Below are 25,507 nucleotides of genomic sequence, written 5' to 3' on the forward strand. Positions count from 1 at the left end.
ATGTCGCGGGCATGAAAGCCGCATTCGCCGTCGCCGCCCTGTCGTTGATCGTCGCGCCTGCCGCGCTGTTCGCGACCTCCGCCGCCGCCCAGCAGGATCCTGCCGAACGCGCCCGCATCGAGGAACTGACGCGCAGGCTGAACGGGGCGATGCCCGCGCCGCAGACGCCGCCGCCAACCACGCCGCAGACCGCTCGGACGCCTGCTCAAGCAGCGCCCCAGGCTGTGCCCCAGACAGCACGTCGTGCGACGCCTCCGGCTGCGGCTCAGGCTGCGCCGCAGCCGCGTTCTCAGCCAACCCCCGCCCCGCGCCCGCAACCGCCGAAGATCGCCGGTCAGGCGCCGCTCGGAACCCCTCGGCCTCAGGCGGTTCTACCCGCTCCGCCGTCCGCGCCGAATCCGCAAGGCTTGAGCGGGGCGCAGCAGGCGGCCTTGCCGTTCAGCGTCGACCTGCCGCCAGGCTTCCTGTTGATCGAGGGCCGCACGGCCCCCGGCGCCCACGTCTATTCGGCGCGCAAGGCGGGCAAGACCTATCTGATGATTTACACCGGGCCGTCGTCGCAGTTTCCCATTTATGATGGGGAGCAGGTGATGGCGGGGGGGCGCATTTCGGTCGTCGTACCGGAGGGCGCGCGCCGCATCGCCATGGAGCACCTGTTCCAGCGCGCGACTGAACCCGCCGAGATCCACGTCTGGGTGATGGCCCAGGACGGCGCCGACCGTGACGAGGCCGAGCGCATCGCCCAGACCGTGGACCCCAAATAGGGCCTTACGTCTCGGACCAGACGGCCAGTTCGTTGCCGGACGGGTCGCGGAAGTGGAAGCGCCGCCCGCCGGGGAAGGCGAAGATGGCGTGGGTGATCGCGCCGCCTGCCGCCTCGACCTTGGCCTGCATGGCCTCCAGATCGTGGGCGTAGAGGATGGGCAGGGGCTTGGGCGTCATGGCGTCGGGCGTGAAGCCGCCGTCCAAGCCCTCGCTGAATGCCGCATAGGCCGGGCCGTAGTCCTGGAAGGTCCAGCCGAACGCCTGGGCGTAGAAGGCCTTGTGCGCCGTCAGGTCGGTCGCGGGCAGTTCAAGATAATCCAGCTTGCCGTCTTCGCGCATGACGAGTCTCCAGAGAAATGGCGGCGGACGCTTGCACGAAGACCGACTCTACGCAAACCTGCAAATGGTTCGCAGATGCAGGAGTCGGCCTATGATCGTCCTGAGCGCCGGATGCGCCTCACTGGCCTCGCTGATGCAGCGGGATGCGGACGGACGACGCGGGTCTGATACAGAACGGGCGCCGACCGAATCCGACCGACGCCCGCGTCTGATTTCAAAGAACGGCGCGGATCAGCGCGCCGTCTGGGTCTCGCCCGCGCGCCACACGCGATAGCGCACCTCGACGTCCGACGGCGTGTAGACCACCACCGGCAGGCGCGAGTTGTAGCGGATCAGCGGCTGCTCCTGCGTCGTCACGAAGGCTTCGCGCTCCGAACCGGGCGGGCAACCCATCAGGGTGCTGGCCCCGGCGCCCAGCGCGGGCAGGACATAGTAGTCGTAGCCCCAGCCTTGGGCCGTGCGGGTCTCCAGGCTGCCGCCGAAGAACTGGCGATTGCAGTCGACGGTCTTGGTCTTGCCGAGGATCAGTTCGACCTTCAGCGCGTCCTCGTCCGACTGGGCCGGCAGGTTGATGACATGGCGCGTCTGGCCCGCGGTCGCGGCCGGGAAGGCCTTGAGGTCGACGGACCCGGCCTGGGCGGTCGCGGAGTTGTTCTGGGTCATGACGCCTTCAGCCTGAGCGGTGGCGCAGGCGGTCAGGCTCAAGGCGGCGACGCCGGCGGCGAGGAGGGTAGGGAGTTTCAAGGGGGAGGTCTCCACAGTCGGTAAGCTTGGCCGCCGAAAACGCCGCAGGCTCAGACCAGTTCCACCGCCATGGCCACCGCCTCGCCGCCGCCGATGCACAGCGAGGCCACGCCCCTCTTGCCCCCGCGCGCCTGAAGCGCCGCCAGCAGGGTGGACAGGATGCGCGCGCCCGAGGCGCCGATCGGGTGGCCCAGCGCCGTGGCGCCGCCGTTGACGTTCAGCTTGGCGCGGTCGATGCCCAGCTCCTGCTGAGCGATCATGGCGACGACGGCGAAGGCCTCGTTGACCTCCCACAGGTCCACGTCCTCGACGGACCAGCCGGCCTTCTTCAGGGCCTTCTGCATGGCCGGGACCGGGGCGGTGGTGAACAGGGCCGGCTCATGGGCGTGGGCGGCGTGGCTGACCACGCGGGCGACGATGGGCAGGCCCAGAGCCTTGGCCGTGCTTTCGCGCGTCATGACCATGGCGGCCGCGCCGTCGGAGATGGAGCTGGAGTTGGCGGCGGTGACGGCGCCGTCCTTGACGAAGGCGGGCTTCAGCGTCGGGATCTTGGCGGCGTCTGCCTTGCCGGGCTGTTCGTCTTCGCTGACCGTCACCGGGCCCTTGCGGGTGGCGACCTCGACCGGGACGATCTCGGCCTTGAAGGCGCCCGAAGCGATGGCGTTCTTGGCGCGGGTCAGGCTCTCGATGGCGTATTCGTCCATCGCTTCGCGGGTGAACTGATACTGGGCGGCCGCATCCTCGGCGAAGACGCCCATGGCCTTGCCGGGGGAATAGGCGTCCTCAAGACCGTCCATCATCATGCTGTCGACGATGACGTCGTGGCCGATGCGGGCGCCGCCGCGGTGCTTGTTCATCAGATAGGGGGCGCCGGTCATCGACTCCATGCCGCCCGCGACGATGACCTCGGCCGTGCCTGCCAAGAGGGCGTCGTGCGCCATCATGGCCGACTGCAGGCCCGAGCCGCACATCTTGTTCACCGTCGTCGCCTCGACGTGTTTGCCCAGCCCTGCGCCGATGGCGGCCTGACGCGCGGGCGCCTGGCCCAGACCGGCGGGCAGGACGCAGCCCATGAAGATCTGCTCGATCTTCTCCGGCGCGACGCCCGCGCGCTCGACGGCGGCCTTGACGGCGGCTGCGCCCAGGTCAGTGGCCTTGACCGGCGACAGCGCGCCCTGGAAGCCGCCCATCGGGGTGCGGGCGAAGGAGCAGATGACGACGGGATCAGCAGCGGCGGTCATGACAGGCGTTTCCGTAAGTGAATCGTTTCGTGGGGGATTAGGGGAGGCGAAGGCCCGCTGGCAAGCGGCGCCTCACAGCAGCTTGCGGCGCTGGCGCGCCAGGGCGAGGGGGCGGCCGTCTGAGCCCCAGGCGATCGCCTCGTCCACCGACCAGCCCAGGCCGTGGTCCAGCAGGCGGTATTCGAAGAAGACCCAGCCGTCGGGCGCGCTGTCCGGCGTCGGATCAGCCAGGAAGTCGCAGCGCAGGTCCACCGTCGTCATCATCGGCGGCGCCTTGAAGGCCGTCCAGGCGGGCGGATAGAGGGCGTCCAGCAGGTAGCACATCCGCAGTTCGTCCAGCGGCGCGCCGTCCTTCACCCGCATCCACACCCGCTCGACGACCGGCTTGCCCTCGTTGCCGCCCAGAATGTTGGGGCCGTTCTCGAAGCGATAGTCGACGTGCTGCGAGAAGCGCGGCGCCATCGGGCCGCTGATGCCCGGCGCGTCCTTTAGGCTGTCCAGCGACGGCGGCGGCGCCAGCAGCGGCGTGAGCGGCGAAGGCGTCGCGCCGTCCGCGCCGTAGGTGGCGCTGGCGTGGTGGGTCAGCTTCGAGCCTTGGCCGCCCTCGACCACGGCATAGGCGACGTTGCGGCCGCCGCGCAGCATCCGGGGCCGGAAGTGCAGGGACTGGCCGTAACGGGCGGCGGCCAGATACTGGACCGTCAGACTGCGCAACGGCGCCTCGATCCCCAGCCCCTGGCGCATGGCCCCGGCGCACAGGGCCGCCAGCAGGCCGCCGAAGGGGAAGCCCGCCTCGGGCGGGGCGCTGATCGGGCCGTTCGAGAACTCGCCGGAAAGATGGGCGGCCAGGACGCCGTCATCTTCGGGCGTCAGGCGGAAGGCGGCGTGGATCAGGTCGGGTTCGGTCATGGCTCTCATCGAAAAGCGGAGGCGGAACCTGCGACGGCGCCGCCTCCGAGTCGAGGGATGGAAACGGCCGGGGAGCGGCCATGTCCGTTGCAAATAGAAACTGACCGACTCCGTCGCGATTGGCAACCCTTGTCAAAAGCCTGACGCGAGGTCACTTTCTGCTGATGGGACGCACCGCCGACTATTCGCGCCAGAGCTGCTCGGTCGCCGCCACCCTCGAGGTGATCGGCGATCCGTGGACCATGCTGGTCATCCGCGACGCCTTCAACGGCGTCAGCCGCTTCGAGCAATGGCAGGAGCGGCTGGGCGTGGCGCGCAATGTCCTGGCCGCACGCCTGAAATCCTTGGTGCATCATGGGGTGCTGGAGCCGCGCCCCTATTCCCAGCGCCCGCCGCGCAACGAATATGTGCTGACGGCCAAGGGCAAGGATCTGTACGGCGTCCTCGTCACCCTGCACGCCTGGGGCGAGAAGCATGTTTATGGCGACGAACCGTCGGGCATCGTCCTGCGTCACAAGACCTGCGGGCACGATCTGAAGCCCCGCATCGCCTGCGGCTGCTGCAATGAGATGGTTCGCCCGCGCGAGGTGGAGGTGGTCTTCACCGAGAACCGCCCGACCGTCGGCGAGGTCATGCCGGCCAAGGACGAAGCGGCGTAAAACCCTCTGATCGATTCAACCTCCGTCAACCGTCGAAGGTTAACGGTGGGGCATGTTTCAGTCCCTGACGTCCAGGATCGCCGCCGTCAGCGCCCTGGTGGTGATCGCATTACTGGTTCTTGTGGCCGCCCTGGCCGACGCTTCGCGGCAGACCCGCGAGAGCTTTCGCTGGGTGACGCACTCCGCCAAGGTCATCCAGGCGATGGAAGAGACCGTAGCCGGTCTGCGCGACGCGGAGTCGGGCCAGCGCGCCTATGTGCTGACGCGGAATCCGGCCTATGCCCAGTCCTTTGACACGCGGGTTTCGGACTCCTTGCGGGCGTTCGGCGAATTGGTGGAGCTGACGCGGGACAACCCGTCACAACAGGAGCGGGTGCAGGCTCTGGGCGCGCAGCTTTCAGGCCGTATCGAACTGTTGCGTCAGCCTTTGACCCTGGCGCGGAGCGGGGATTTCGCCCAGGCTGAAGCCTTCATCGTCGAGGGACGTGGATTCGATTCCATGAGCGCCTTCGTGCTGGCGGCGCGAGCGCTGCTGGACGAGGAGCGGGTGTTGCAGGCGCGCCGCGTCGAGGCGGCCGAGCAGCGGCTGGCGCGGGTGCGAGGTCTGGCCCTGATCGGCGGGCCGTTGATCGCCTTCTTCTCCCTGTCGGTGTCCTTCATGGTCATTCGCGGCATTCGCCAGCCGGTGCGCGTCATCACCCGCGCCATGACGGGTCTGGGCGCGGGCGATCTGAACCAGAGGATCGACGGTCGCATGGGCTCGCGCGAGTTCGACCGCCTGGCGCGCGGCTATAACGACATGGCCGACCGTCTGGCGACGGCGGCGACCGACCAGAGCCGCAGCGAGGGCGAACTGAAGCGCGTTCACGACGAGTTGCTGGCCAGCACTCAGATCCTGCGGGAACGGGGCGAGGTCATCGAACTTCTGGGCGGGATGGCGCATCGGATGCAGGCGGCCCGGACGGATGACGAACTGGCTCAGGTCATCCACGCCTTCGTGCCGCGCGTCCTGCCGGGCCTGCCGGGCGCGCTCTACGCCTACAACAACTCGCGTAATCTTCTGGTCCCGCTGTCGGGCTGGGGCGGGCACGAGAGCGAGCAGGACGGCTTTGCGCCGGACCAGTGCTGGGCCCTGCGTCGGGGCCAGAGCCATTTCGTGTCGGAACCCGGCGCGGATGTCGTCTGCGGCCATGTGGATCATATGGCGGCGCCCTATCACTGCGAGCCGCTGCTGGCGTCAGGCGAGGTGATCGGCGTCCTGCATCTGGACGGGCTGGTCGAGGCCGAGACGCAGTTCCGCCTCAACGTCCTGGCCGAGAACATCGCCTTGGCCATGGTCAATCAGAAGCTGCAGCGCAATCTGAAGGAGCAGACGATCCGCGATCCGCTGACCGGCCTGTTCAACCGTCGCTACATGGAGGAGGCGCTGGCGCTGGAGGTGGCGCGCGCCGCGCGTTCGGGCGCGCCCTTGTGCGTGGTCATGTGCGACGTGGACCATTTCAAGCGCTTCAACGATGAGTTCGGTCACGACGCTGGCGACGTGGTGCTGCAAGCCGTCGCCGCCGAGCTGGGCCACCGCTTCCGCGACGGCGACATCGTCTGCCGCTACGGCGGCGAAGAGTTCATCATCATCGCGCCGGGCACCACGGCCGAGGCCCTGTCGCAACGGGTCGATACGGTTCGCCAGGCCATCGCCGGCATCGCCCTTCGACTGGGCAAACAGCCGCTGGGCAGCAGCACCATGTCCTTCGGCGCCGCCGAATGGTCCAAGAGCATGGACCGTGACGGCGACGCCCTGGTGCAGGCGGCGGACGCGGCGCTGTACCGCGCCAAGCGGGAAGGCCGTAACCGGGTGGTCCTTCACGTCGCCGCCTGAGAGCCTGGCTGAAATCCATGCTGCCGCTTTCTGGCAGCAAGTCTGCTAAGCTTGCGGCGTGTCCCGTTCCGAACGCCTGCTTGATCTGCTGAACACCCTGCGGCGGCATCGTCGGCCGGTCAGCGGACGCGCGCTGGCGGCCGAGACGGGCGTTTCCCTGCGCACCCTTTATCGCGACATCGCCAGCCTGCAGGCGCAGGGGGCGACGATCGAGGGCGAGCCGGGCGTGGGCTACGTGCTGAAGCCCGGCTATCTGCTGCCGCCGCTGATGTTCACGCCGGAGGAGATCGAGGCCCTGGCCCTGGGTTCGCGCTGGGTGGCCGAGCGGGCGGATGCGCGATTGCGTGATGCGGCCTTGAGCGCCCAGGCGCGGATCGCGGCGGTGCTGCCGCCGGATCTGCGCGACGAGATGGAGGCCTCGGCCCTGTTCATCGGGCCGGGCGCGCCGATCCCCGCCGATGCGGTCGATCCGGCCCAGTTGCGCAAGGCGATCCGCATCGAGCGCAAGTTGAGGCTGAACTATCGCGACGAGGCGGGGACGGCGTCGGACCGAGTGGTCTGGCCCTTCGCCCTGGCCTTCTTCGACCGGGTGCGGCTGCTGATCGGATGGTGCGAGCTGCGCGGCGACTTCCGCAGTTTCCGCACCGACCGCATCGTCGAGGTCGAGGTGCTGGACGCCCGCTATCCCACGCGCAAGGCGGTGTTGCTGAAGCGATGGCACGAGGCCTGCGACCGTCAGGGGCCGCCGCGATGATGCTGACAGAAATTGGCGGTATGGGCGGCTAGGTTCTCCTTCTGTTCAGACAGGCGGAGGGGCCATGACCATGAGCGACGACATTCTGCTGAACGTGGCCGATCCGGGCGCGAGCGCGCATTTCTATGCCGGATTGCTGGGCCGCCGGCCGGTGGAGGCGGGGCCGGACCATGCGGTCTTCCTGCTGGCGCCGGGGCGGACGCTTAGCCTATGGCGCGGGCGAGGCGGGGCGCAGGCGGACCTGCGCATGGAGGCGCCCGCCGTGGTGGACCAACTGCACATCGACTGGTGGGATCGGGGCGCGCGCATCGTCCTGCCGCCCAGCGACATGGACTGCGGCCACGGTTTCGTAGCGCGCGACCCGGACGGCAACTGCCTGAGGGTCTATGCGGCCCATCAGAACCGTCACCCTCGGGCTTGTCCCGAGGGCCCATGGCGGACGTGTGCGTGACCTGAGCGGCTGTCCGTGCGGCTGGCGAATTCAGCGAAAAGCGTGTCGCCGCGCTGGGCCCTCGGGACAAGCCCGAGGGTGACGATAGGGGTTAGACCGCCACGGCCTCTGTCGACTGGATGAAGCCGCCGCCCATCACGCGCTCGTCGTCGGCCGGGTCGTAGAGGACGCAGGCCTGGCCGGGGGCGACGCCTTCTTCGCCCTGATCGAAGACGACCTGCACGGCGCCGTCAATAAAAGCCAGACGGGCGGAGGAGGGCTGTCGCGTCGAGCGGACGCGGGCCAGGACCGGGGCGCCGTCGCGGGCGGCTTCCTCGATGGTGGCCTGATCGCCCAGCCAGTTGGTTTCCTCCAGCGTCAGACGCGCGGTCAGCAGGGCTTCGCGCGGGCCGACGATGACGCGGCGGTTGTCGGGGTCCAGTTTGGTCACGAACAGGGGCTCGCCCACGGCGACGTTCAGCCCTCGGCGCTGGCCGATGGTGTAGTCGGTGATGCCCGAGTGGCGGCCCAGCACCCGGCCGTCCATGTGGACGATGTCGCCGGCCTCGCGCCCCTGCGGCCGCAGGCGATCGATCAGGGTGCGATAGTCGCCGGTCGGCACGAAGCAGATGTCCTGGCTGTCCGGCTTGGCGGCGATCCTCAGGCCCAGGGAGGCGGCGACGCCGCGCACCTGTGGCTTCTCCAGATCGGCGAGAGGAAAGCGCAGATAGTCGAGCTGATCCTGCGTCGTGGCGAACAGGAAGTAGGACTGGTCGCGCGAGTGATCGACCGCCTTGCGCATCTGCGAGCGGTTGCCGTGGGTGGCGCGGCGGACGTAGTGGCCGGTCGCCATCGCCTCGGCGCCCAGATCGCGGGCGACGTCCAGCAGGTCGCGGAACTTCACCGTCTGATTGCAGCGAATACAGGGGACCGGCGTCTGGCCCTTCAGGTATGAATCCGCGAACTGGTCGATCACCGCGTCCTTGAAGCGGCTTTCGTAGTCCAGGACATAGTGCGGGATGCCGATCAGATCGGCGGCCAAACGGGCGTCGTGAATGTCCTGACCGGCGCAGCAGGCGCCCTTCTTCTTCAGCGCCTCGCCGTGATCGTAAAGCTGAAGCGTCACGCCCACGACGTCATAGCCCGCCTTGTGCAGCAGGGCGGCCACGACGGTAGAGTCCACGCCGCCCGACATGGCGGCGACCACGCGCGCGCCCTGCGGCAGGCCGACGGCCAGTCGCACGCTCTCGATCGCGGCGTCCAGGTCGGCTTGCGACATGGGGGCGATGTCGGGAACGGGGCAGAGGATGTCGTCGGTCAGGGCGTCCATGGTCATCGCCGCCATTTAGGCCCTTAGGCGCGCGATTTCGAGGCCTGGTCCGAAACAAGGCGCGCCCCAATGAAAAAGACCGCCCCATTCAGGAGCGGCCCATGATCATGCGTCAAGCCGGAAGGCTAGTCGCGATAGCTCTGGATGCGCGTGGTGCGCAAACCCTGCATGCCCCATTTGTCGATGGCCTTCTGCCAGGCCAGGAACTCCTCGGCCGTCAGACGGTATTTGGCCAGGGCGTCCTCCAGGCTGATCAGACCGCCGCGGACGGCGGCCACGACCTCGGCCTTGCGGCGGATGACCCAGCGGTTCGTGTCCGACGGGGGAAGATCCCGCAGGGTCAGGGGCGTGCCCGTCGGGCCGACCACGTACTGTTCGCCGTTACTGTTAAGGCGTCGCTCTTGCAGCATGGGCTTAAGCCTCTCTCACCACCACCATAGACGCACAGGCTAGGGCCCCGCCCGCTAAGGGGCGTTTAAGCGTCGTGGTGAAGGAATGGCTAAAACGCATCCGGCCGGTCCGGCGCGTTCTGCGCCGGCTAAAGGAAGGATTCATCGAGTCTAACGAGACCTTGCTCATGGATTCCCGTTGGCCGATCAGCGCTTGATGTTGATCAGCTCCGCCAGCATCTCGTCGGCGGTGGTGATGATCTTGGACGAGGCCGAATAGGCGCGCTGGGTGGTGATCAGGCCGGTGAACTCGGTCGACAGGTCGACGGTCGAGGCCTCCAGCTGCTGCGCGCCCAGCAGGCCCGCGCCGCCGGTGCCGGGAGCCTTCAGGTTGAAGGTGCCGGAGTTCTGGCTGACGCGGAAGGCGTTGCCCGACACTTCGGTCAGGCTGTCGGCGCTGGGGAAGGTGGCCAGGGCGACCTGGGCGATCTTGCGCATCACGCCGTTGTCGAAGATGGCGGTGACGAAGCCGGTCTCGTCGATCTTCACCTCGGTCAGGTTTCCGAAGGCCGTGCCGTTCGTATAGGTGGCCTGGACGATGGAGGTGCTGTCGTACTGCGTCAGGCCGCCCGCCGAGGCGTTCAGGTCGAAGGCGATGGTCTGGGCCGCGATGCCCAGCGACGGATCCCAGGCGCCGTCGGCGCCCGGCGTCGCCCCGTCGGACGAACCCAGCGACAGGCTGGCGTTGGTGGGGTCGTCGAACAGGCCGGTGCCCGCGGTCCAGCCCTGCATCTTGGCCACGTCCAGACGCCCGTCCTGGGTGAAGGCGATGCGGCCGGACTTCAGCAAGCCGTCCGTGTTGGTTACCGTGCCTTCGGGGGCGCGGATTTCGGCGTGCCATTCGTTGGCGACGCTGCTCTTCAGGAAGGAGACGGTGATGTTGCGTTGGCCGCCCTTGGAGTCCGACACCGGAATGGTGATCTCGAAGTCCGGCTTCACGCCCGTCGCCGGGTCGTTGGCGTACATCGACATGGAGTGGGTGGCCGGGTCATAGGCCGTGACGCCGGTCGGGGGCGGGGTCTGGGCGGCCTCATTAACCGGCTGGCTGGACTTCAGGTTGGCGTTCAGGCCGACGCGGGTGGTCGGCTCGGCCGCGCCGCCGACGGAGCCGACGTTGATGGTGCGCAGGCGGCTCATGTCGGACGGATCGCTGTTGACCACGCCGTCGGCGTCGACCGGCCAGCCCTGCAGATACAGGCCCGAGGTGTTCTGCAGATAGCCCAGGTCGTCGATCTTGAACGCCCCGGCGCGCGTGAACAGGCGCGCGTCCGACAGGGTCAGGTTCTCGGACTTTTCGGTGACGACGAAGAAGCCCTGGCCGGCGATGGCCAGGTCGGTGCCGGAGGTCGTGCGCTGAAGCTGGCCCGCCTGGCTGATGAAGTGGCGGGCGGCGGCCTGAACGCCGCCAGCGGAATAGTTCACGCCCGCCGTCTGGGCGTTGACCACGGTCGCGAACTCGGTCGACGCGCGCTTGTAGCCGACCGTGTTCACGTTGGCGATGTTCTGCGAGATCGTCGAAAGGGCCGCGGCGTTGGCGGTCAGACCGGACACGCCGGCCATCATGGCGCCGTTGATGCTCATGTCTGGGGTTCCTTACGAGAGAAGATTGAAGGGGTTGAGTTTCGAGGCGAGGGCGCTGGCCGCGCCGGCGTCGTCCTCGGGTTTGGCGACGGCCTTCTGTTCTTCCAGCGCGATCAGGCTGGACACCGGCATGATCGAGTTGCCGATGATGACGAAGGGCGTGTTGTCGTACATCTCGACGCCGGTGACGCGGCCGCGGATCAGCACCTGGCTGTCGACGGCCTTGCCCGCGCCGTCCTTGGCGACGACCTTCAGCGTATAGACGCCGCCGTCGTCGACCTGGCCGCCTCCGGTGGTCTTTCCGTCCCACTTGAAGTCGTGCATGCCGTTGGTCTTGTCGGGGGCCGGGCCGCTCCAGACCACCTTGCCCGAGGCGTCCAGCACCTGAAGCGTGGCGTCGGTCGCGTCGGCGGCCAGCTCATAGCTCCAGTTGGCCTCGCCGTCTTCGAAGCGGGTCGCGGCCCAGACAGCGGTGGCGTCCTTGCCGATATATTGCGCCGCGCCGGTCAGGCCGTCGCCCTGCTGCGCCTTCAGCAGGCCGGTCAGGAGGTCATTGGTCAGCAATTGCTGCTCGACGCCCGCCATCTGCGTCAGCTGGGCGGTGAACTCGTTGGAATCCACCGGCGACAGCGGATCCTGGTTCTTCAACTGCGTGGTCAGCAACGACAGGAAGGTCTGGAAGTTGGAGGCCAGCATCTGACCCCCGGCGTTCACCCGGCCCGCGGCGTTGTTGGAAGAGACGGCGTCAACCATCGATCAGACCTTCAGATCGACGCGGTCAGGCGTCAGGGAAAGGGATGTCCAGGCGCTGGGCGGCGGAACGACGGAATCGGCCTCGGCGGCCAGGCGGGCGGCGCCGGAGAAGGCGCGGCGGTCCGGCTGGCGCTCGAACGCGCCGCCGCCGAAGCCGGACGAAGGATCGCGCTCGGCGAACTCCAGGTCATCGCGCGAAAGCTGCAGCCCCGCGTCCAGAAGTTGACGCCGCAGTTCGTCGGCGCGGGCGCGCAGGTCGGCGGCCGCCGCCGGATTGTCGAAGGCCAGGCGGGCCGTGACCTGGCCGTCGGACTCGATCTCCAGACTGACGTCGACCCTGCCCAGGCCTTCGGGCGTCAGGGCCATGTCGAAGCGGGTCGAGCGGCCGTCCAGCTTCTTGACGATCTGGGCGGCGATCTGGGCCGTGGTCTCGACCGTGGCGCGCGACAGCTGGGACAGGCCCAGATCGCGTTGAGCGCCGGGCGCCTGAGAGGGGGCTTCGACGGCGCCTTGTTGCGGCGCGGCCGGGGCTTCGCCGTCGACCGGGGGCGCGGCGACGGTCGCTGCGGCAGGCGCTTCGACGAGCGTGGGCGCGGCGGTCGGGCGCGCGGCTGGCGCTGACACGGCAGCGTCGACGGAGGTGTCGGCTTGGGCGGGACGATGGGCGGTCGCTTCGGCGCCGCCCGTCGCGGCGGCGGCCTGTATCGCTTCTCGCGCTGAGGCCAGACGTTCGCCCGCGCCCGATCTAAAGCCGGTCACGCCCAGCAAGGCGGCGTCGTGTGCAGAAAGAGACGCCGGTCCAGGACGCGACGACGGCGGCGCGTCCGACGGCTCGTCGCTCTCGGCAGGCGTGGTTTCAAGCGCCGCGTCCGATTCTGCAAAGGCGGCGGGAAACGCGGCTTTGAGGGCGGCAGGCGCAGCGGCGGAGAGCATCGTCGCGGCTGAGGTCGGTGCGGCCATGGTCGGCGCAGCCGCAGCTACGGGCTCGACGGCAGGGGCGGCGGGAGCCGCCTCTATAGTCTCGGGGGCGGCCTCGAAAACGGCTTGCGGTGCGGGCGTCGTTGCGGCGGTGAAGGCAGGCTTCGCTTCTGTCGTCGGCGCCGCCGGATCGGCAGGGGCTTGCGGAACGGCGGCCTGTTGCACCGGCGGGGGCGGCGCGAACCAGGCGGGCGGGGCCGCGACGACGACGTCGTCCTCTTTGGCGGGTTCGTCTGGAGCGACGGTTTCGGGCGTCTCGGCGACCGGGGCGGCGGGCTGCGCGGCCTGCGCCTCTTCCTTCAGCATCAGGTCCGCGAAGACGGCGCTGTCGGTCGCCGCCTCGGCGGAGGCGTCGGCGCTCGCGCCGCCGGGGGCGGCGGGCGTCAGGACAGACATGAGGCTGACGGCGGACATGCGGGCGGCAGGCGCTTTCGGTCGATGAGGAGCGGCGCCTGCTGCGCCTGGGTCATTCGGCAGAGCCTCCGCAAGCCTTGGGCCAAGTGTAGACAGTTCGTATAATATATTGAAATTTATCAATATTAATGGATTTTCGGTCGCCGTTTCAGCGACGTGACGCCGGGCGCTTCTTGCCGCGCTTGTCGCTTTTTGCCGGGCGCGGGCGGCGCCGTTCGACTTGGCCCGTCGCTTGCCTCTCTTGCTGACGAATGCACAGGGGCTGAACGCCGATGTCGAGGAAAATCAAAGAGATGGTCAGAAGACCTGCTCAATTCGCCGGGCAAGATTTGCTCGCTTGCCTGCAAGGCTTGCCGAGCGGCCGTCCCGTGCGCTCCGGCGTGGGAGACGTCTGATGTCCCTCAACTCGATCATGAACATCGCCACCTCGGGCATGAACGCGGCCCAGACGCAGCTGCGGGTGGTCTCGGACAATGTCTCCAACGTCAACACGCCCGGCTATGTCCGCAAGATCGCCGACCAGCAGTCCTGGGCCAGTCAGGGCGTCGGCGCGGGGGTGGAGATCGCCCGCATCCGTCTGGCCACCGACCGCTTCCTGCAGGCCGCCAGCCTGAACGCCAGCGCTGACGCCGGCCGTCAGACGGTGCGCTATGAGCTATACGACCGCATCCAGTCGATGTTCGGCGATCCGGGCTCCAACAGCGGCTTCTTTTCGCAGATCGACAGCGTCTTCGCCGCCTTCGCCGCTTCGGCAGAGAACGCCACCTCCGGCCCCGCTCGCCAGGACGCCATCTGGAAGACGCAGGCCCTGTTCGATGAAGCCGCCCGCATCAACAGCCAGATTCAGTCGGTGCGCGAAGACGCCGACGCCCGCATCAAGAGTGCGGTCGAGACGGCCAACAGCCTGCTGGAGCAGATCGAGAAGCTGAACGTCGAGATCGCCAAGGCCACGGTGATCAATGCGGACTCCTCGGGCGCGCAGACGGCTCAGGCGGCCTTGATCGATCAGCTGTCGGGCCTGATGGACATCCGCATCACCGGCCGTGCGGTCGGCGGGGTTGAGATCCGCACCGGCGCCGGCATCCTGCTGGCGGGGCAGGGGGCGGCCAAGCTGGACTATGTGCGCGCCGGCGCCGTCTCGGCCGAGACGGTGTTCAACGAGGTCATGGTCATCGAGCCCCCCGCCGGAAAGGCGCGCTCCCTGGCTGAAGGCTTGGGCTCGGGCGAGATCAAGGGGCTGCTGGAGCTGCGCGACGGCGAGGCGCCGGCCACGGCCGAGCGCCTGGCCGAACTGATGTCGCGTCTGGCCGACGAACTGAACCGGGCGCACAACGCCTCATCCGCCGCGCCGCCGCCCAACAGCCTGACGGGCCGCAACATCGGGCAGTCGCTGGAGACCGCCCTGCAGGGCTTCACCGGCCGCACCTCCATCGTCATCACCAATGACCAGGGCGTAGCCCTGCAGAAGATCGACCTGGACCTGGCGACGCTGAATCCGGCGACCTTCCTGGCCGACCTGAACGCCCAGCTGGGGGCCAACGGCAGCGCCAGCTTCGTCGACGGGCGTCTGAAGATAGAAGGCGCGCCCGGTACGGGCGTGGTGGTGGTCGACGATCCGGCCGCGCCCTCGAACAAGGGCGGGCGAGGCTTCTCGCACTTCTTCGGCTTGAACGATCTGATCACCAGCGAGCAGCCGGCGATCTATGAAACGGGCATGACGGGGGCGTCGCAGCACGGCTTTACGCCCGGCGAGACCATCACCTTCCGCTTCAGCGACTCGGCGGGCGCCAAGTTGCGCGACATCGAGGTGGCGGTCCCCCCCGGCGGCGACATGACCAGCCTGCTGGCGGCGCTGAACGACCCGATGACGGGCGCGGGGCGGATGGGGACGTTCAGTCTCAATCCGGCGGGCGAGATGACGTTCACGCCGCGCCCCGGTTCGGGCGCGAACCTGTCGGTGCTTCAGGACCGCACGACCCAGGTTCCTTCGAATGTGTCGATGAGTGAACTGTTCGGTCTGGGCGGGGCGCGCGCCTCGCGGGCCGACGCCTTCTCGATCCGGGCTGACATCGCCCGCGATCCGGCCCTGATGGCCTTCGCCAAGGCCGATGCGACGGGCGGGCTGGGCACGGCCGTGGTCAGCAAGAACGACGCGCGCGGCGCGCGCCTGCTGGCCAGCGCGGGCGAGAACGCCGCTTCCTTCTCGGCGGCGGGCGGGGCGGCGGGCGGCTCCATGTCGCTGGCGCGCTATGCGTCGGAGCTGTCGGGCGAGATCGGCAGCCGAGCCGCCATGGCCAAGAACAACGCCGTCAGCGCCACGGCCCTGGCCAAGGAGGCGACGGCGCGCCGCGTCTCGGTCGAAGGTGTCAACCTGGACGAGGAACTGGTGCTGATGACCACCTATCAGCAAGCCTTTAACGCTTCGGCCCGCATGGTTCAGGCCGCCAAGGACATGTACGACATCCTGCTGGGAATGGTTCGATGACCCGCGTTTCGACCTACGGAAACTATCAGTCGGCCCTGCTTGACCTGATGTCGGCCCAGTCGCGCATGGCGGACGCCCAGCAGAAGGTGAACACCAAGAAGAACGCGACCGATCTGGTCGGTTTCGGTCGGAGCTCCGAGACGGTCAGCGCGCTGAAGTCCAGCCAGACCCGCATCGAGACCTTCATCGACACCAACAAGACCGTCGCGGCGCGGCTGGAGACCCAGGATCTGGCGATGGACCGGGTCGCGGACGCTTCGACGGCGGCGCGTCAGGCCATCGCCGACGCCATCGCCGCCGGGCGGATGGACACGCTGATGGGGACGTTGAACAGCCTGTTCGTGGAGGCTCAGGACGGGCTGAACATGAAGCACCAGGGCAAGTATCTGTTCGGGGGCGGGGTCACGGACCGCGCGGCGGTGGAGTTGCCCGACATCCCCGGCCAGCCGGGGGCCAGCATGATGGCCAAGCTGGCGGCCTTGCCCGACGAGAGCGCCGCCTTCCGCAACGACCAGCTGAAGCAGTCGTCCTGGCTGGACGAGAACGTGTCGATGGACACGGGCTTCCTGGCCGACGCCATCGGCTCTGAGCTGTTCGCCATCTTCCGCGACATCCAGCTGGCCCATGAGGCGGCGCCGCTGGACGGCCAAATGACGGACGCTCAGAAGACCTTCCTGACCACGCAGATGGGCCGCTTCGAGGCGGCGGCGAAAGGGGTGGTCGAGTTGCAGGCCGCCAACGGCGGGATGCAGAACCGTGTCGACCGTCTGCTGGAGTCCCAGGAGGCGCGCAAGATTTCGATCGACACCATCCTGTCCGGCAAGACCGACGCCAACATGGCCGAAGCCGTCACCGAACTGGAGCTGGCGCAGATCTCCCTGCAGGCGTCGGCCCAGGTGGTCAGCCAGCTTCGCCAGGTCTCCCTGCTCGACTATCTGCGCTAGGTCTTTTCACGCCGCCGTCATTCGCGGGACGCTGAACGAAAAACGCCCGACGACGTTCACAAAGCTGCGCCGTGACGGGAGGGCCTTGGCTTGCGTCGAGCAACGCCGGAAGAGATCGAGTTTTGTCATCAGTCGTTGACGCGACGCGAAAATCAGAGCTTTAAGCGGCGTATGCGAGCAGGCGGGCCTGTGTCAGTGTCGGATTCATGAATCGGGCGGACTTCCAGATTGACGAACACCAGGACGGTCAGGCGCGCTTGCGGCTGGCCGGCGACTGGTCGACCGTCGCCGTCGGCCGCCTGGGCGATCGGCTGAAGACCGAGCTGGACGGTCGAGCCGTGACGGCGCTGGACCTGGATGATCTGGGTCGTTTCGACACCGCCGGCGCCCTGGCCGTGGCCCAGGCCATGAGCCGCCCTATCCCTGAATCCGCCTGGTCCGCACGCCCCGAAGCCGGGCGCCTGTATCGCATGGTGGCCAAGCTGGACTGCATGACGGCCGAGCCGCCGCGCCGCTCGGCTCCCATGACGCGCGGCTTCGCCAAGGTCGGGCGCGGGGTCTATGATTTCGGCGCCGAGGCCATGCTGTCGCTGGCCTTCCTGGGCCGTCTGATGGCCGCAGTGCTGACCACGCTGAAGCATCCCGGCCGCATCCGCTGGGCCGCCTGGTTCAGCCAGGCGGAGCGCACGGGTCTGGACGCCATTCCGATCGTGGTGGTGACCAACTTCTTCATCGGCGCCGTGGTGGCCTTCATCGGCGTGGACCTGCTGACCCAGTTCGGGGCGGGGGTCTTCGCCGTGCAACTGATCGGCGTCGCCGTCTTCCGCGAGTTCGCCGTGGTCATCACCGCCGTGCTGCTGGCGGGTCGTTCGGCCTCGTCCTTCGCCGCCGAGATCGGCTCCATGCGCATGACGCAGGAGGTGGACGCCATGCAGGTCATGGGCGTCGATCCCTTCCAGGCCCTGGTGATCCCGCGTCTGGCGGCGCTGTTGGTCATGCTGCCGCTGCTGACCTTCCTGGCCATGATGGGCGGCCTGCTGGGCGGGGTGCTGGTGTCGTGGAGCCAACTGAACCTGGGCCCGGCCTTCTTCTTCCAGCGGCTGGTCGAGGACGGCTACATGCCGACGCACATGATGGTCGGCCTGATCAAGGCGCCGGTCTTCGCCCTGGTGGTCGCGGCCATCGGCTGCCGTCAGGGCATGTCCGTGGCGGGCGACGTCGAGAGCCTGGGGCGCCGGGTGACGGCGGCGGTGGTGCAGGCGATCTTCGCCATCATCCTTCTGGACGCCGTCTTCGCTCTGATCTTCATCGAGCTGAAGATATGACGGACGAGACGCATAAATCGGACGACCGCGAGGCCGTCATTCAGGTGCGGGGCCTGCTCAGCCAGTTCGGCGAGCGGGTGATCCATCAGGATCTGGACCTGGACGTGATGCGCGGTGAAGTGCTGGGCGTTGTCGGCGGGTCGGGCACCGGCAAGACCGTGCTGCTGAACTCCATCATCGGCCTGAAGGAGCCGGAGGGCGGGGAGGTCCGTCTGTTCGGCGAGGATCGCGCGGCCATGTCCAAGGCCGAGGCGGCCGCCGTCGAGCGGCGCACCGGCGTCCTGTTCCAGCAGGGGGCGCTGTTCTCGTCCCTGACGGTGCTGGAGAACGTGGCCTCGCCGCTGGTCGAGCATACGAAGCTGTCCAAGTCGACGATCCGCGAGCTGGCCGAGATGAAGGTGGCCATGGTGGGCCTCAAGCCCGAGGCCCTCTATCTGAAGCCGGCTGAGCTGTCGGGCGGGATGCGGAAGCGCGTCGGCCTGGCCCGCGCTCTGGCGCTGGACCCCGAACTGGTCTTCCTCGACGAGCCGACGGCCGGGCTGGACCCGATCGGGGCGGCGGCGTTCGATGATTTGATCCGTCAGCTGTCGGACGATCTGGGGCTGACGGTCTTCATGATCACCCACGACCTCGACAGCCTTTACGCCATCTGCGACCAGGTGGCCGTGCTGGCGGACAAGCATGTGGTGGCCAAGGCGCCGGTCGCCGAGCTGGAACGCTCGGACCACCCTTGGATCAAGGAATACTTCCTGGGGCCGCGCGGACGCGCCGCCCACAAGAGCGCGGCCTGAGGAGGGCGCGAAACGATGGAAAGAGACGCCCATTACGCCGCCGTCGGCATCGCCACAGTCGCCCTCATGCTGGCGCTGGCGGTGTTCACCATCTGGCTGGCCCGGTTGCAGTTCAACAAGGACTTCGACGTCTATGACATCGTCTTCTACGGCCCGGTGCGCGGCCTGTCGGAAGGCGGCGAGGTGCACTTCAACGGCATCCGCGTCGGCGAGGTGACCAACCTGAATCTGGATCCGAAGAAGGGCGATCAGGTCATCGCCCGCGTGCGGCTGAACGGCACGACGCCGGTGCGCGTGACCTCGCGCGCCCAGTTGGAGCCGCAGGGCATCACCGGCCTGAACTATATTCAGATCACTGCCGGTTCGCCGGACAGCCCCATTCTGAAGGATCAGTATCCCGACCATGTCGTGCCGGTGATCCAGAGCCAGCCCAGCCCCATCGCCGAGCTGCTGAGCGGATCGGGCACGGTGCTGGCGCAGACCGTGGACGCCCTGAACCGCATCAACCGCGTGATGTCGGACGACAACATCCGCAGCTTCTCGACCAGCGTGAAGAACGTCGAGGCCCTGACCGCCGAGCTGGAGGCCCGCAAGGGCATGTTCCAACAGCTTGAAGAGACCATCACCAAGGCCAACGCCGCCGTCGGCGAATATCAGGCCCTGGGCGCGAGCGCGCGCCAGATGGTCGACACCGACGGCAAGCAAGCCATCGCCAACATCAACGCCGCGACGCGCGAGGCCCAGGCCGCCATCGCCTCAATCAACCGTTCGGCGACAGGACTGGAAGGTCCGCTGGGCGACTTCGGCACGCAGACCGTGCCGCAACTCAACGACACCATCCGACAACTGGATCAGGCGACGCGCTCGCTGCAGTCGCTGATCGACAATGTGCGTGAAAGCCCGCGCGACTTCATCGCCAAGGCGCCGTCCAAGGAAATCGAGGTGCAGCCGTGATCCGTTCTACCTTCATGATCGCTGCGGCGTCGGTCGCCTTGTCGGGTTGCGCCTTGTTGTCGTCGCCCGATCCGGTTCAACTGTATCGCTTCGGCGGGGCCTCGGCCTATGCCGGGACGGGCGCGACCTCGGCCTGCCCGGACGTTCACGTCTCCATGCGCCGGGTGGACTTCCCCGAGGCGGCGCGCGGTGATCGCATCCTGGCCGTCACCGGGGCCGAGGCGGCCTACATCAAGGGCGCGCGCTGGGTGTCGCCGGCCGAGACCCTGTTCGAGGAAGCGCTGCGCAACGCCTTTCTGGACGGCGGCACGTGCACCGTCCTGAGCAGCGGGCCGCTGTCGCGCAACGGCTTGCTGCTGAGCGTGGACGTGCGCCGCTTCGAGGCGGCCTACGCCGCGCCGGGCGGCGTGCCGGATGCGAACATTGTGGTGCTGCTGCGTCTGTTCCGCATGAGCGACCGCAGCCTTGTCGTCGAGGACCGCATCACGGTGCGCGAAAGCGCAGGCGAGAACCGCCAGTCGGCCATCGTCGCCGCCTTCGACCGCGCCACGGCCGAGGCCAGCCGCCAGATCGTCCTGTGGACCGACCAGCAGGGCTTCCAGGCGACGCGGGACTAAATTCCTTCTGCCTCCGAAGTGAGCATGAAAAACCCCGGCGGCCTCGCGGTCGCCGGGGTTTTGCGTTTCAGGCGGGGCGGGCGGCTCAGCCCAGGTTCGCCGCCACCGTGTAGTCGGCCTCGGTCTTGGCCGCGACCTCGTCCAGGGTCACGCCGTCAGCCAGTTCGATCAGCTCCAGCCCCGAACCGTCCGGCTTGACGTCGAAGACGGCCAGGTCGGTGATGATGCGGCTGACCACGCCCGTGCCCGTCAGCGGAAGTGTACAGGCTTTCAAGACCTTGGACTGGCCGTGCTTGTTGGCGTGATCCATGACCACGACCACGCGCTTGACGCCCGCGACAAGGTCCATCGCCCCGCCCATGCCCTTCACCAGCTTGCCGGGGATCATCCAGTTGGCGATGTCGCCGTTCTGGGCCACTTCCATGGCGCCGAGGATCGACAGGTTGATGTGGCCGCCGCGGATCATGGCGAAGCTGTCCGAGGAGCTGAAATAGCTGCTCTCGGGGATTTCGGTGATGGTCTGCTTGCCGGCGTTGATCAGGTCAGGGTCTTCCTCGCCCTCATAGGGGAAGGGGCCCATGCCCAGCATGCCGTTCTCCGACTGCAGGGTCACGACCATGCCCTCGGGGATGTAGTTGGCCACCAGGGTCGGAATGCCGATTCCCAGGTTCACATAGAAGCCGTCCTGTAGCTCCTTGGCGGCGCGCTCGGCCAGTTGTTCGCGAGTACGAGCCATTGGATTAAGCCTCCCGCTGACGAACAGTGCGCTGTTCGATGCGCTTTTCGGACACGGTCTGGATCAGGCGGTCGACATAGACGCCCGGCGTGTGGATGTGGTCGGGGTCCAACGAGCCGACGGGGACGATTTCCTCGACCTCGACCAGCGTCACCTTGCCGGCGGTGGCCATCATCGGGTTGAAGTTGCGGGCCGTCTTGCGGAACACCAGATTGCCGCGCTCATCGGCCTTCCACGCCTTGACGATGGACAGGTCGGCGACCAGCCCCGTCTCCATGACGTATTTGCGGCCGTCGAAGTCGCGCACTTCCTTGCCCTCGGCGACCAGGGTGCCGACGCCGGTGGCGGTGAAGAAGGCCGGGATGCCCGCGCCGCCCGCGCGGATGCGCTCGGCCAGGGTACCCTGGGGGTTGAACTCCAGCTGCAGTTCACCGGCCAGATACTGGCGCTCGAACTCCTTGTTCTCGCCGACGTAGGACGAGATCATTTTGGCGATCTGGCGTGTCTCCAGCAGCTGGCCCAGGCCGAAGCCGTCCACGCCCGCATTGTTGGAGATGACGGTCAGACCCTTCACGCCCGTGTCGCGCAGGCCTGCGATCAGGTTTTCGGGAATGCCGCACAGGCCGAAGCCGCCGGACATGACGGTCATGCCGTCGAATGTCAGCCCCTCCAGCGCGGACTTCACGTCAGCGTAAATCTTGCCCATCGGACTCCCTTTTTCACCGTCTGATGAATATCGCGGTCTCTTCCGTCCTTAAAGCGGGCCGGGATGAGGGGCAAGCGGCAAGCGCGACGCAGGGGAAGGCATGGCGAAGCTCTGGCGGAGGCTGAGCGGTTGACCCCACGTCTCAAGGGCTACACACCTAGCGTCACAGAAGACTCGTCTCAGTGGGGAAATTTCATGCGCAATCGACTGATGAGGGCCGCCTTGCCCGCCCTGGTGCTGGCCGCGGCCGTGCCGGCCCTGGCTCTGCCCGCCGCCGCCCTCGCCCAGGACGCGGCTCCGACCTACCAGCAGCCGCCGCAGCCGATCGCTCAAATCCTGGACGCCAAGCCGAACCCGGGCGTCAGCGTCAGCCCGGACCGCAAGACCCTTCTGCTGACCGACCGCTCAAACCTGCCTAGTATCGCAGAACTATCTGAGCCGATGCTGCGACTGGCCGGTTATCGCATCAACCCTCGCAACAACGGCCCGGCCAACAGCCGCGTTTCCTGGCTGACGGGGCTCAGCTTCCAGTCAATCGACGGCGGCCCCGCGCGGCCCGTGTCGGGTCTGCCCGCCAATGCGCGCCTGACGAACACCAGCTGGGCGCCGGACGGCAAGACGGTCGCCTTCCTCGTCAACGTGCCCGGCGGACTGGATCTGTGGGTTGCTGACGTCGCCCAGGCCAAGGCGCGCAAGTTGAACGGACCGATGGTCAACGCGGCCTCAGGCGCGGGCTTCTCGTGGCTGCCGGACTCGTCTGGCCTGCTGGTCCTGGCCGTTCCAGCCGGTCGCGGCGTGGCGCCGAACGTCGAGCATCCGCCCGAAGGCCCCATCGTGGCCGAGACGGGCGGCCGCGCCGCCCCGGTCCGCACCTATCAGGATCTGTTGTCCAATGCGGGCGACGAGGCCCTGTTCGACTATTATTTCACCAGCCAGCCGACCGTGGTGTCGCTGAACGGCCGCGCCCGCACTGTGGGCCAGCCGGGCGTCATCCTGGGCGTCTCGAACTCGCCGGATGGCCGCTACCTCCTGCAAACGCGGGTGAAGAAGCCCTACAGCTATGTCGTGCCGGCCAGTCTGTTCCCGTCTGAAATTATCGTCACCGACCTGAACGGCCGCGAGGCGCATCGCGTCGCCGACCTGCCGTTGCGGGACAATGTGCCGACGCCGTTTGACGCGGTGGCGCCGGGGCCGCGTTCGGTCCAGTGGCGAGCGGACGCCGACGCCACCCTGGTCTGGACCGAGGCTCAGGACGGCGGCGATCCGCGCACCGCCGCCGAGGTGCGCGACCGCGTCTTCATGTTGCGCGCGCCGTTCAACGACCGGGCGCAGACTCTGCTCGACCTCAAAGAACGCTACGCCGGGACCACCTGGGGCCGCGACGACGTCGCCATCGTCAACAGCCGCTGGTTCAACACCCGCCACGAGACCCGCACCCTGGTCGATCCGTCGAATCCGGGGCAGGGTCGCGTCCTGGTCGATCGCAACTATCAGGACCGCTACAACGATCCGGGCTCGGTGATGACCGAACCGAACGCGCGCGGCCGCTCGGTCATGCGCTTCAACGCCGACGGCTCAAAGGTCTTCGTCGAGGGCGACGGCGCCACGCGCCAGGGTCAGTATCCTTTTCTTGACTTGATGGACCTGAAGACCGGCGAAACGGAGCGTCTGTGGCGCTCGGCGCAGGGCGAGTATGAGACCGTGGTCGGCGTGCTGGACGAGAACGGCCGCAAGCTGGTGACCTACCGCGAAAGCCGCACTGATCCGGCCAACCTGCGGGTGCGCGACCTGGATGGCGGCGTGACAGCCCTGACCGCCTTCCCGGACCCTGCGCCGCAACTGGCCGGTGTCAGCCGAGAGCTGATCACCTATACCCGCGACGACGGCGTGCAGCTGTCAGGCACGCTGTATCTGCCGGCTGGTTACGACAAGGGCCGCGACGGCCCGCTGCCGTTGCTGATGTGGGCCTATCCAGCCGAGTTCACGGATGCCGCCGTGGCGGGGCAGGTCGTGGATACCGACAACCGCTTCGTGCGGCCCGGCGGCTCCAGCCACCTGTTCCTGCTGACCCAGGGCTACGCCATCCTGGACAACCCGACGATGCCGATCATCGGCCGCGATGGGGCCGAGCCGAACGACACCTACATCGAGCAACTGTCGGCAAGCGCCAAGGCGGCGGTCGACGCCGTCGTGGCCTTGGGCGTGGCGGATCGCGAACGCATCGCCGTGGGCGGGCACAGCTACGGCGCCTTCATGACGGCGAACCTGTTGGCGCACACCGACCTGTTCAAGACCGGCATCGCGCGCTCGGGCGCCTACAACCGCACCCTGACGCCCTTCGGCTTCCAGGCGGAGCAGCGGTCCTATTGGGAGGCGACCGAGACCTATAACGCCATGTCGCCCTTCACCTACGCCAACAAGGTGAACGAGCCGATCCTGCTGATCCACGGCGAGGCGGACGCCAACTCGGGCACCTTCCCGATTCAGACGGAACGCTTCTACGCCGCGCTGAAGGGCAACGGCGCCACGGCGCGCTATGTCGTTCTTCCCAAGGAGGATCACGGCTATCGCGCGCGGGAATCGGTCGGCCACACCCTGTATGAGATGGGCGCCTGGCTGGATCGCTGGATGAAATGAGCCAGAACCCTTCTCCCCTTGTGGGAGAAGGTGGCCCTTCAGGGCCGGATGAGGGGTGTCGGCGCGATGCCTGAATGGATGTCGCCAGCCTGCTTCTTCGCACCCCTCATCCGTCCGGCTTCGCCGTCCACCTTCTCCCACAAGGGGAGAAGGAAGAAGTCAGCGATCCCACTCCGGCGTCTCTCCATAGAGGCCGGTCAGGAAGTCGATGAAGGCGCGGACGCGGGTTTCGGCCCGCGCCCGGCCCGCCGTCAGGGCGAAGATCGCCACGTCCGACGAGCCGGCATACTGCGGCAGCACCACCTTCAGCCGCCCGTCGCGCAGCTCGTCGCCGACGTCCCACGTCGAGCGCAGGGCGACGCCGAGGCCCGCCAGAGCCAGTTCGCGCGCCACTTCGCTTGAGTTGGTCCGCACGCGGCTGCGGGCGCGGAAGACGACGGGGCCTTCGGGGCCTTCCAGCCGCCAGGTCGACTGGTTCTCGGCCGCCAGCTGGGCGTGGCGGCGCAGGTCGTCCAGACTGTCCGGGGCGCCGTGCTCGGCCAGATACGCGGGCGAGGCGCACAGCACCCGCCGGTTCGGCGCCAGGCGATGCATCAGTGGATTATCCGCCTCATAGCCGCCGATCCGCACGGCCACGTCCACGTCCTCGGCCATCAGGTCCACGAAGGCGTCGGTTAGGTTCAGCTCCAGCGTCAGGCGGGGTTGCGCCGCCAGGAAGGGTTGCAGCAGCGGCGCCAGCCGCCGCCGTCCGAACGAGGTCGGCGCCGAGACGCGCAGTAAACCGCGCGCCTGGGTCGTGCGGCGCGACACCACGGCCTCCAGATCCTCGACGCCTTCCAGCAGTTGCGCCGCGCGGTCATAGACCAGCCGCCCGGCCTCGGTCGGGGCCAGACGGCGCGAAGTGCGTTCGATCAGCCGCACGCCCAGCCGGTCCTCCAGCCGCGCCAGCCTGCGCGAGGCCACGGCGGGCGACAGGTCCAGCCGCCGCGCGGCGGCGGACAGGCTGCCTTCCTCCAGTGCACGGACGAAGATTTCATACTCGGCCAGCATGGCGGGCTCTCATCGTTGCGTCTTTTGCAAAGATAGATAT

The 25,507-nt window shown here is 68.0% G+C and carries 24 protein-coding genes; 12 read left to right on the plus strand and 12 right to left on the minus strand.

Features of this window, described 5'->3' with window-relative positions; all coding sequences use genetic code 11:
• Positions 1 to 11 precede the first annotated feature (11 nt).
• A complete protein-coding gene (locus tag AC3A3G_RS14205) occupies positions 12 to 764 on the plus strand; it encodes a hypothetical protein (RefSeq protein ID WP_487488491.1) in 753 nt (250 codons plus the stop codon).
• 4 nt (positions 765 to 768) lie between these two features.
• Here the strand turns inward: AC3A3G_RS14205 and AC3A3G_RS14210 are convergent, their stop codons facing one another.
• From AC3A3G_RS14210 to AC3A3G_RS14225, 4 genes are all read right to left on the minus strand, one after another.
• Positions 769 to 1,104, minus strand: coding sequence for a VOC family protein (locus AC3A3G_RS14210; RefSeq protein ID WP_487488492.1), 336 nt, complete (start codon positions 1,102 to 1,104; stop codon positions 769 to 771).
• A gap of 231 nt (positions 1,105 to 1,335) precedes the next feature.
• Positions 1,336 to 1,848, minus strand: a complete 513-nt coding sequence (gene eco, locus AC3A3G_RS14215; RefSeq protein ID WP_487488493.1) for a serine protease inhibitor ecotin — start codon at positions 1,846 to 1,848, stop codon at positions 1,336 to 1,338.
• A gap of 50 nt (positions 1,849 to 1,898) precedes the next feature.
• Positions 1,899 to 3,089, minus strand: a complete 1,191-nt coding sequence (locus tag AC3A3G_RS14220; RefSeq protein ID WP_487488494.1) for a thiolase family protein — start codon at positions 3,087 to 3,089, stop codon at positions 1,899 to 1,901.
• A gap of 72 nt (positions 3,090 to 3,161) precedes the next feature.
• Positions 3,162 to 3,998 carry an acyl-CoA thioesterase gene (locus AC3A3G_RS14225; protein WP_487488495.1) on the minus strand — a complete coding sequence of 279 codons (837 nt, stop codon included), beginning with the start codon at positions 3,996 to 3,998 and terminating at the stop codon, positions 3,162 to 3,164.
• A gap of 164 nt (positions 3,999 to 4,162) precedes the next feature.
• On the opposite strand from AC3A3G_RS14225, the gene AC3A3G_RS14230 reads away from it, so the two are divergent.
• The 4 genes from AC3A3G_RS14230 (at position 4,163) to AC3A3G_RS14245 (ending at position 7,738) form a co-directional block, all read left to right on the plus strand.
• A complete protein-coding gene (locus AC3A3G_RS14230; RefSeq protein ID WP_200167686.1) occupies positions 4,163 to 4,657 on the plus strand; it encodes a winged helix-turn-helix transcriptional regulator in 495 nt (164 codons plus the stop codon).
• Between the two features lie 52 nt (positions 4,658 to 4,709).
• On the plus strand, positions 4,710 to 6,533 hold the full coding sequence (locus tag AC3A3G_RS14235) for a diguanylate cyclase (RefSeq protein ID WP_487488496.1): 1,824 nt from the start codon (positions 4,710 to 4,712) through the stop codon (positions 6,531 to 6,533).
• A gap of 58 nt (positions 6,534 to 6,591) precedes the next feature.
• The gene (locus AC3A3G_RS14240) at positions 6,592 to 7,287 is read left to right on the plus strand and encodes a helix-turn-helix transcriptional regulator (RefSeq protein ID WP_487488497.1); all 696 of its coding nucleotides are present in this window, start codon (positions 6,592 to 6,594) and stop codon (positions 7,285 to 7,287) included.
• Between the two features lie 70 nt (positions 7,288 to 7,357).
• The gene (locus AC3A3G_RS14245) at positions 7,358 to 7,738 is read left to right on the plus strand and encodes a VOC family protein (RefSeq protein WP_234287710.1); all 381 of its coding nucleotides are present in this window, start codon (positions 7,358 to 7,360) and stop codon (positions 7,736 to 7,738) included.
• A gap of 91 nt (positions 7,739 to 7,829) precedes the next feature.
• On the opposite strand, the gene mnmA is transcribed toward AC3A3G_RS14245, so the two are convergent.
• The 5 genes from mnmA to AC3A3G_RS14270 form a co-directional block, all read right to left on the minus strand.
• Positions 7,830 to 9,062: a tRNA 2-thiouridine(34) synthase MnmA gene (gene mnmA / locus AC3A3G_RS14250; protein WP_374759225.1), complete on the minus strand. Its 1,233-nt coding sequence runs from the start codon at positions 9,060 to 9,062 to the stop codon at positions 7,830 to 7,832.
• A gap of 110 nt (positions 9,063 to 9,172) precedes the next feature.
• Positions 9,173 to 9,457 (minus strand): CtrA inhibitor SciP, encoded by a 285-nt coding sequence (gene sciP, locus AC3A3G_RS14255; protein ID WP_087139603.1) that lies wholly within the window; start codon positions 9,455 to 9,457, stop codon positions 9,173 to 9,175.
• Between the two features lie 186 nt (positions 9,458 to 9,643).
• Positions 9,644 to 11,077 (minus strand): flagellar hook protein FlgE, encoded by a 1,434-nt coding sequence (gene flgE / locus AC3A3G_RS14260; RefSeq protein ID WP_040345797.1) that lies wholly within the window; start codon positions 11,075 to 11,077, stop codon positions 9,644 to 9,646.
• Between the two features lie 12 nt (positions 11,078 to 11,089).
• Entirely contained in the window at positions 11,090 to 11,830 is a 741-nt protein-coding gene (locus AC3A3G_RS14265) for a flagellar hook assembly protein FlgD (protein WP_487488498.1), read from the minus strand.
• 3 nt (positions 11,831 to 11,833) lie between these two features.
• Positions 11,834 to 13,222 (minus strand): flagellar hook-length control protein FliK, encoded by a 1,389-nt coding sequence (locus AC3A3G_RS14270; RefSeq protein WP_487488499.1) that lies wholly within the window; start codon positions 13,220 to 13,222, stop codon positions 11,834 to 11,836.
• 394 nt (positions 13,223 to 13,616) lie between these two features.
• Between AC3A3G_RS14270 and flgK the strand changes: the two genes are divergently transcribed.
• From flgK to AC3A3G_RS14300, 6 genes are all read left to right on the plus strand, one after another.
• Positions 13,617 to 15,707, plus strand: coding sequence for a flagellar hook-associated protein FlgK (gene flgK, locus AC3A3G_RS14275; RefSeq protein ID WP_487488500.1), 2,091 nt, complete (start codon positions 13,617 to 13,619; stop codon positions 15,705 to 15,707).
• Positions 15,704 to 16,651 carry a flagellin gene (locus AC3A3G_RS14280; RefSeq protein WP_200167676.1) on the plus strand — a complete coding sequence of 316 codons (948 nt, stop codon included), beginning with the start codon at positions 15,704 to 15,706 and terminating at the stop codon, positions 16,649 to 16,651. Before flgK ends, AC3A3G_RS14280 begins: the two co-directional genes overlap by 4 nt.
• A gap of 206 nt (positions 16,652 to 16,857) precedes the next feature.
• The gene (locus tag AC3A3G_RS14285; protein WP_125900073.1) at positions 16,858 to 17,976 is read left to right on the plus strand and encodes an ABC transporter permease; all 1,119 of its coding nucleotides are present in this window, start codon (positions 16,858 to 16,860) and stop codon (positions 17,974 to 17,976) included.
• Positions 17,973 to 18,767: an ABC transporter ATP-binding protein gene (locus tag AC3A3G_RS14290; protein ID WP_125900074.1), complete on the plus strand. Its 795-nt coding sequence runs from the start codon at positions 17,973 to 17,975 to the stop codon at positions 18,765 to 18,767. The genes AC3A3G_RS14285 and AC3A3G_RS14290 overlap by 4 nt, the downstream gene beginning before the upstream one ends.
• 15 nt (positions 18,768 to 18,782) lie before the next feature.
• Entirely contained in the window at positions 18,783 to 19,721 is a 939-nt protein-coding gene (locus tag AC3A3G_RS14295) for an MlaD family protein (protein WP_125900075.1), read from the plus strand.
• Positions 19,718 to 20,338, plus strand: coding sequence for an ABC-type transport auxiliary lipoprotein family protein (locus AC3A3G_RS14300; RefSeq protein ID WP_289647881.1), 621 nt, complete (start codon positions 19,718 to 19,720; stop codon positions 20,336 to 20,338). The genes AC3A3G_RS14295 and AC3A3G_RS14300 overlap by 4 nt, the downstream gene beginning before the upstream one ends.
• Positions 20,339 to 20,423: 85 nt before the next feature.
• Here AC3A3G_RS14300 and AC3A3G_RS14305 read toward each other — a convergent pair whose 3' ends face one another.
• Together AC3A3G_RS14305 and AC3A3G_RS14310 are read right to left on the minus strand one after the other, a co-directional pair.
• A complete protein-coding gene (locus AC3A3G_RS14305) occupies positions 20,424 to 21,074 on the minus strand; it encodes a 3-oxoacid CoA-transferase subunit B (protein WP_125900076.1) in 651 nt (216 codons plus the stop codon).
• 4 nt (positions 21,075 to 21,078) lie between these two features.
• A complete protein-coding gene (locus AC3A3G_RS14310) occupies positions 21,079 to 21,780 on the minus strand; it encodes a CoA transferase subunit A (protein WP_313575665.1) in 702 nt (233 codons plus the stop codon).
• Positions 21,781 to 21,975: 195 nt separating this feature from the next.
• Here AC3A3G_RS14310 and AC3A3G_RS14315 point away from each other — a divergent pair, with 195 nt between their 5' ends.
• Positions 21,976 to 24,417 carry a S9 family peptidase gene (locus AC3A3G_RS14315; protein ID WP_487488501.1) on the plus strand — a complete coding sequence of 814 codons (2,442 nt, stop codon included), beginning with the start codon at positions 21,976 to 21,978 and terminating at the stop codon, positions 24,415 to 24,417.
• 159 nt (positions 24,418 to 24,576) lie between these two features.
• Here the strand turns inward: AC3A3G_RS14315 and AC3A3G_RS14320 are convergent, their stop codons facing one another.
• Positions 24,577 to 25,467, minus strand: a complete 891-nt coding sequence (locus AC3A3G_RS14320; RefSeq protein WP_487488502.1) for a LysR family transcriptional regulator — start codon at positions 25,465 to 25,467, stop codon at positions 24,577 to 24,579.
• Between the last annotated feature and the right edge of the window lie 40 nt (positions 25,468 to 25,507).

The sequence above is a fragment of the Brevundimonas sp. Soil_N_31 genome, assembly GCF_057655995.1.

What these genes read in the sequence shown, in the direction of transcription:
- AC3A3G_RS14290 (WP_125900074.1), top strand. Translation starts at nt 17,973, where the DNA reads ATGACGGACGAGACGCATAAATCGGACGACCGCGAGGCCGTCATTCAG.
- sciP (WP_087139603.1), bottom strand. Translation starts at nt 9,457, where the DNA reads ATGCTGCAAGAGCGACGCCTTAACAGTAACGGCGAACAGTACGTGGTC.
- AC3A3G_RS14305 (WP_125900076.1), bottom strand. Translation starts at nt 21,074, where the DNA reads ATGGCTCGTACTCGCGAACAACTGGCCGAGCGCGCCGCCAAGGAGCTA.
- AC3A3G_RS14280 (WP_200167676.1), top strand. Translation starts at nt 15,704, where the DNA reads ATGACCCGCGTTTCGACCTACGGAAACTATCAGTCGGCCCTGCTTGAC.
- AC3A3G_RS14310 (WP_313575665.1), bottom strand. Translation starts at nt 21,780, where the DNA reads ATGGGCAAGATTTACGCTGACGTGAAGTCCGCGCTGGAGGGGCTGACA.
- AC3A3G_RS14270 (WP_487488499.1), bottom strand. Translation starts at nt 13,222, where the DNA reads ATGTCCGCCGTCAGCCTCATGTCTGTCCTGACGCCCGCCGCCCCCGGC.
- AC3A3G_RS14315 (WP_487488501.1), top strand. Translation starts at nt 21,976, where the DNA reads ATGCGCAATCGACTGATGAGGGCCGCCTTGCCCGCCCTGGTGCTGGCC.
- AC3A3G_RS14205 (WP_487488491.1), top strand. Translation starts at nt 12, where the DNA reads ATGAAAGCCGCATTCGCCGTCGCCGCCCTGTCGTTGATCGTCGCGCCT.
- AC3A3G_RS14285 (WP_125900073.1), top strand. Translation starts at nt 16,858, where the DNA reads ATGAATCGGGCGGACTTCCAGATTGACGAACACCAGGACGGTCAGGCG.
- AC3A3G_RS14245 (WP_234287710.1), top strand. Translation starts at nt 7,358, where the DNA reads ATGAGCGACGACATTCTGCTGAACGTGGCCGATCCGGGCGCGAGCGCG.
- AC3A3G_RS14210 (WP_487488492.1), bottom strand. Translation starts at nt 1,104, where the DNA reads ATGCGCGAAGACGGCAAGCTGGATTATCTTGAACTGCCCGCGACCGAC.
- flgK (WP_487488500.1), top strand. Translation starts at nt 13,617, where the DNA reads ATGTCCCTCAACTCGATCATGAACATCGCCACCTCGGGCATGAACGCG.
- AC3A3G_RS14235 (WP_487488496.1), top strand. Translation starts at nt 4,710, where the DNA reads ATGTTTCAGTCCCTGACGTCCAGGATCGCCGCCGTCAGCGCCCTGGTG.
- AC3A3G_RS14265 (WP_487488498.1), bottom strand. Translation starts at nt 11,830, where the DNA reads ATGGTTGACGCCGTCTCTTCCAACAACGCCGCGGGCCGGGTGAACGCC.
- AC3A3G_RS14220 (WP_487488494.1), bottom strand. Translation starts at nt 3,089, where the DNA reads ATGACCGCCGCTGCTGATCCCGTCGTCATCTGCTCCTTCGCCCGCACC.
- mnmA (WP_374759225.1), bottom strand. Translation starts at nt 9,062, where the DNA reads ATGGCGGCGATGACCATGGACGCCCTGACCGACGACATCCTCTGCCCC.
- AC3A3G_RS14230 (WP_200167686.1), top strand. Translation starts at nt 4,163, where the DNA reads ATGGGACGCACCGCCGACTATTCGCGCCAGAGCTGCTCGGTCGCCGCC.
- flgE (WP_040345797.1), bottom strand. Translation starts at nt 11,077, where the DNA reads ATGAGCATCAACGGCGCCATGATGGCCGGCGTGTCCGGTCTGACCGCC.
- AC3A3G_RS14295 (WP_125900075.1), top strand. Translation starts at nt 18,783, where the DNA reads ATGGAAAGAGACGCCCATTACGCCGCCGTCGGCATCGCCACAGTCGCC.
- AC3A3G_RS14320 (WP_487488502.1), bottom strand. Translation starts at nt 25,467, where the DNA reads ATGCTGGCCGAGTATGAAATCTTCGTCCGTGCACTGGAGGAAGGCAGC.
- AC3A3G_RS14225 (WP_487488495.1), bottom strand. Translation starts at nt 3,998, where the DNA reads ATGACCGAACCCGACCTGATCCACGCCGCCTTCCGCCTGACGCCCGAA.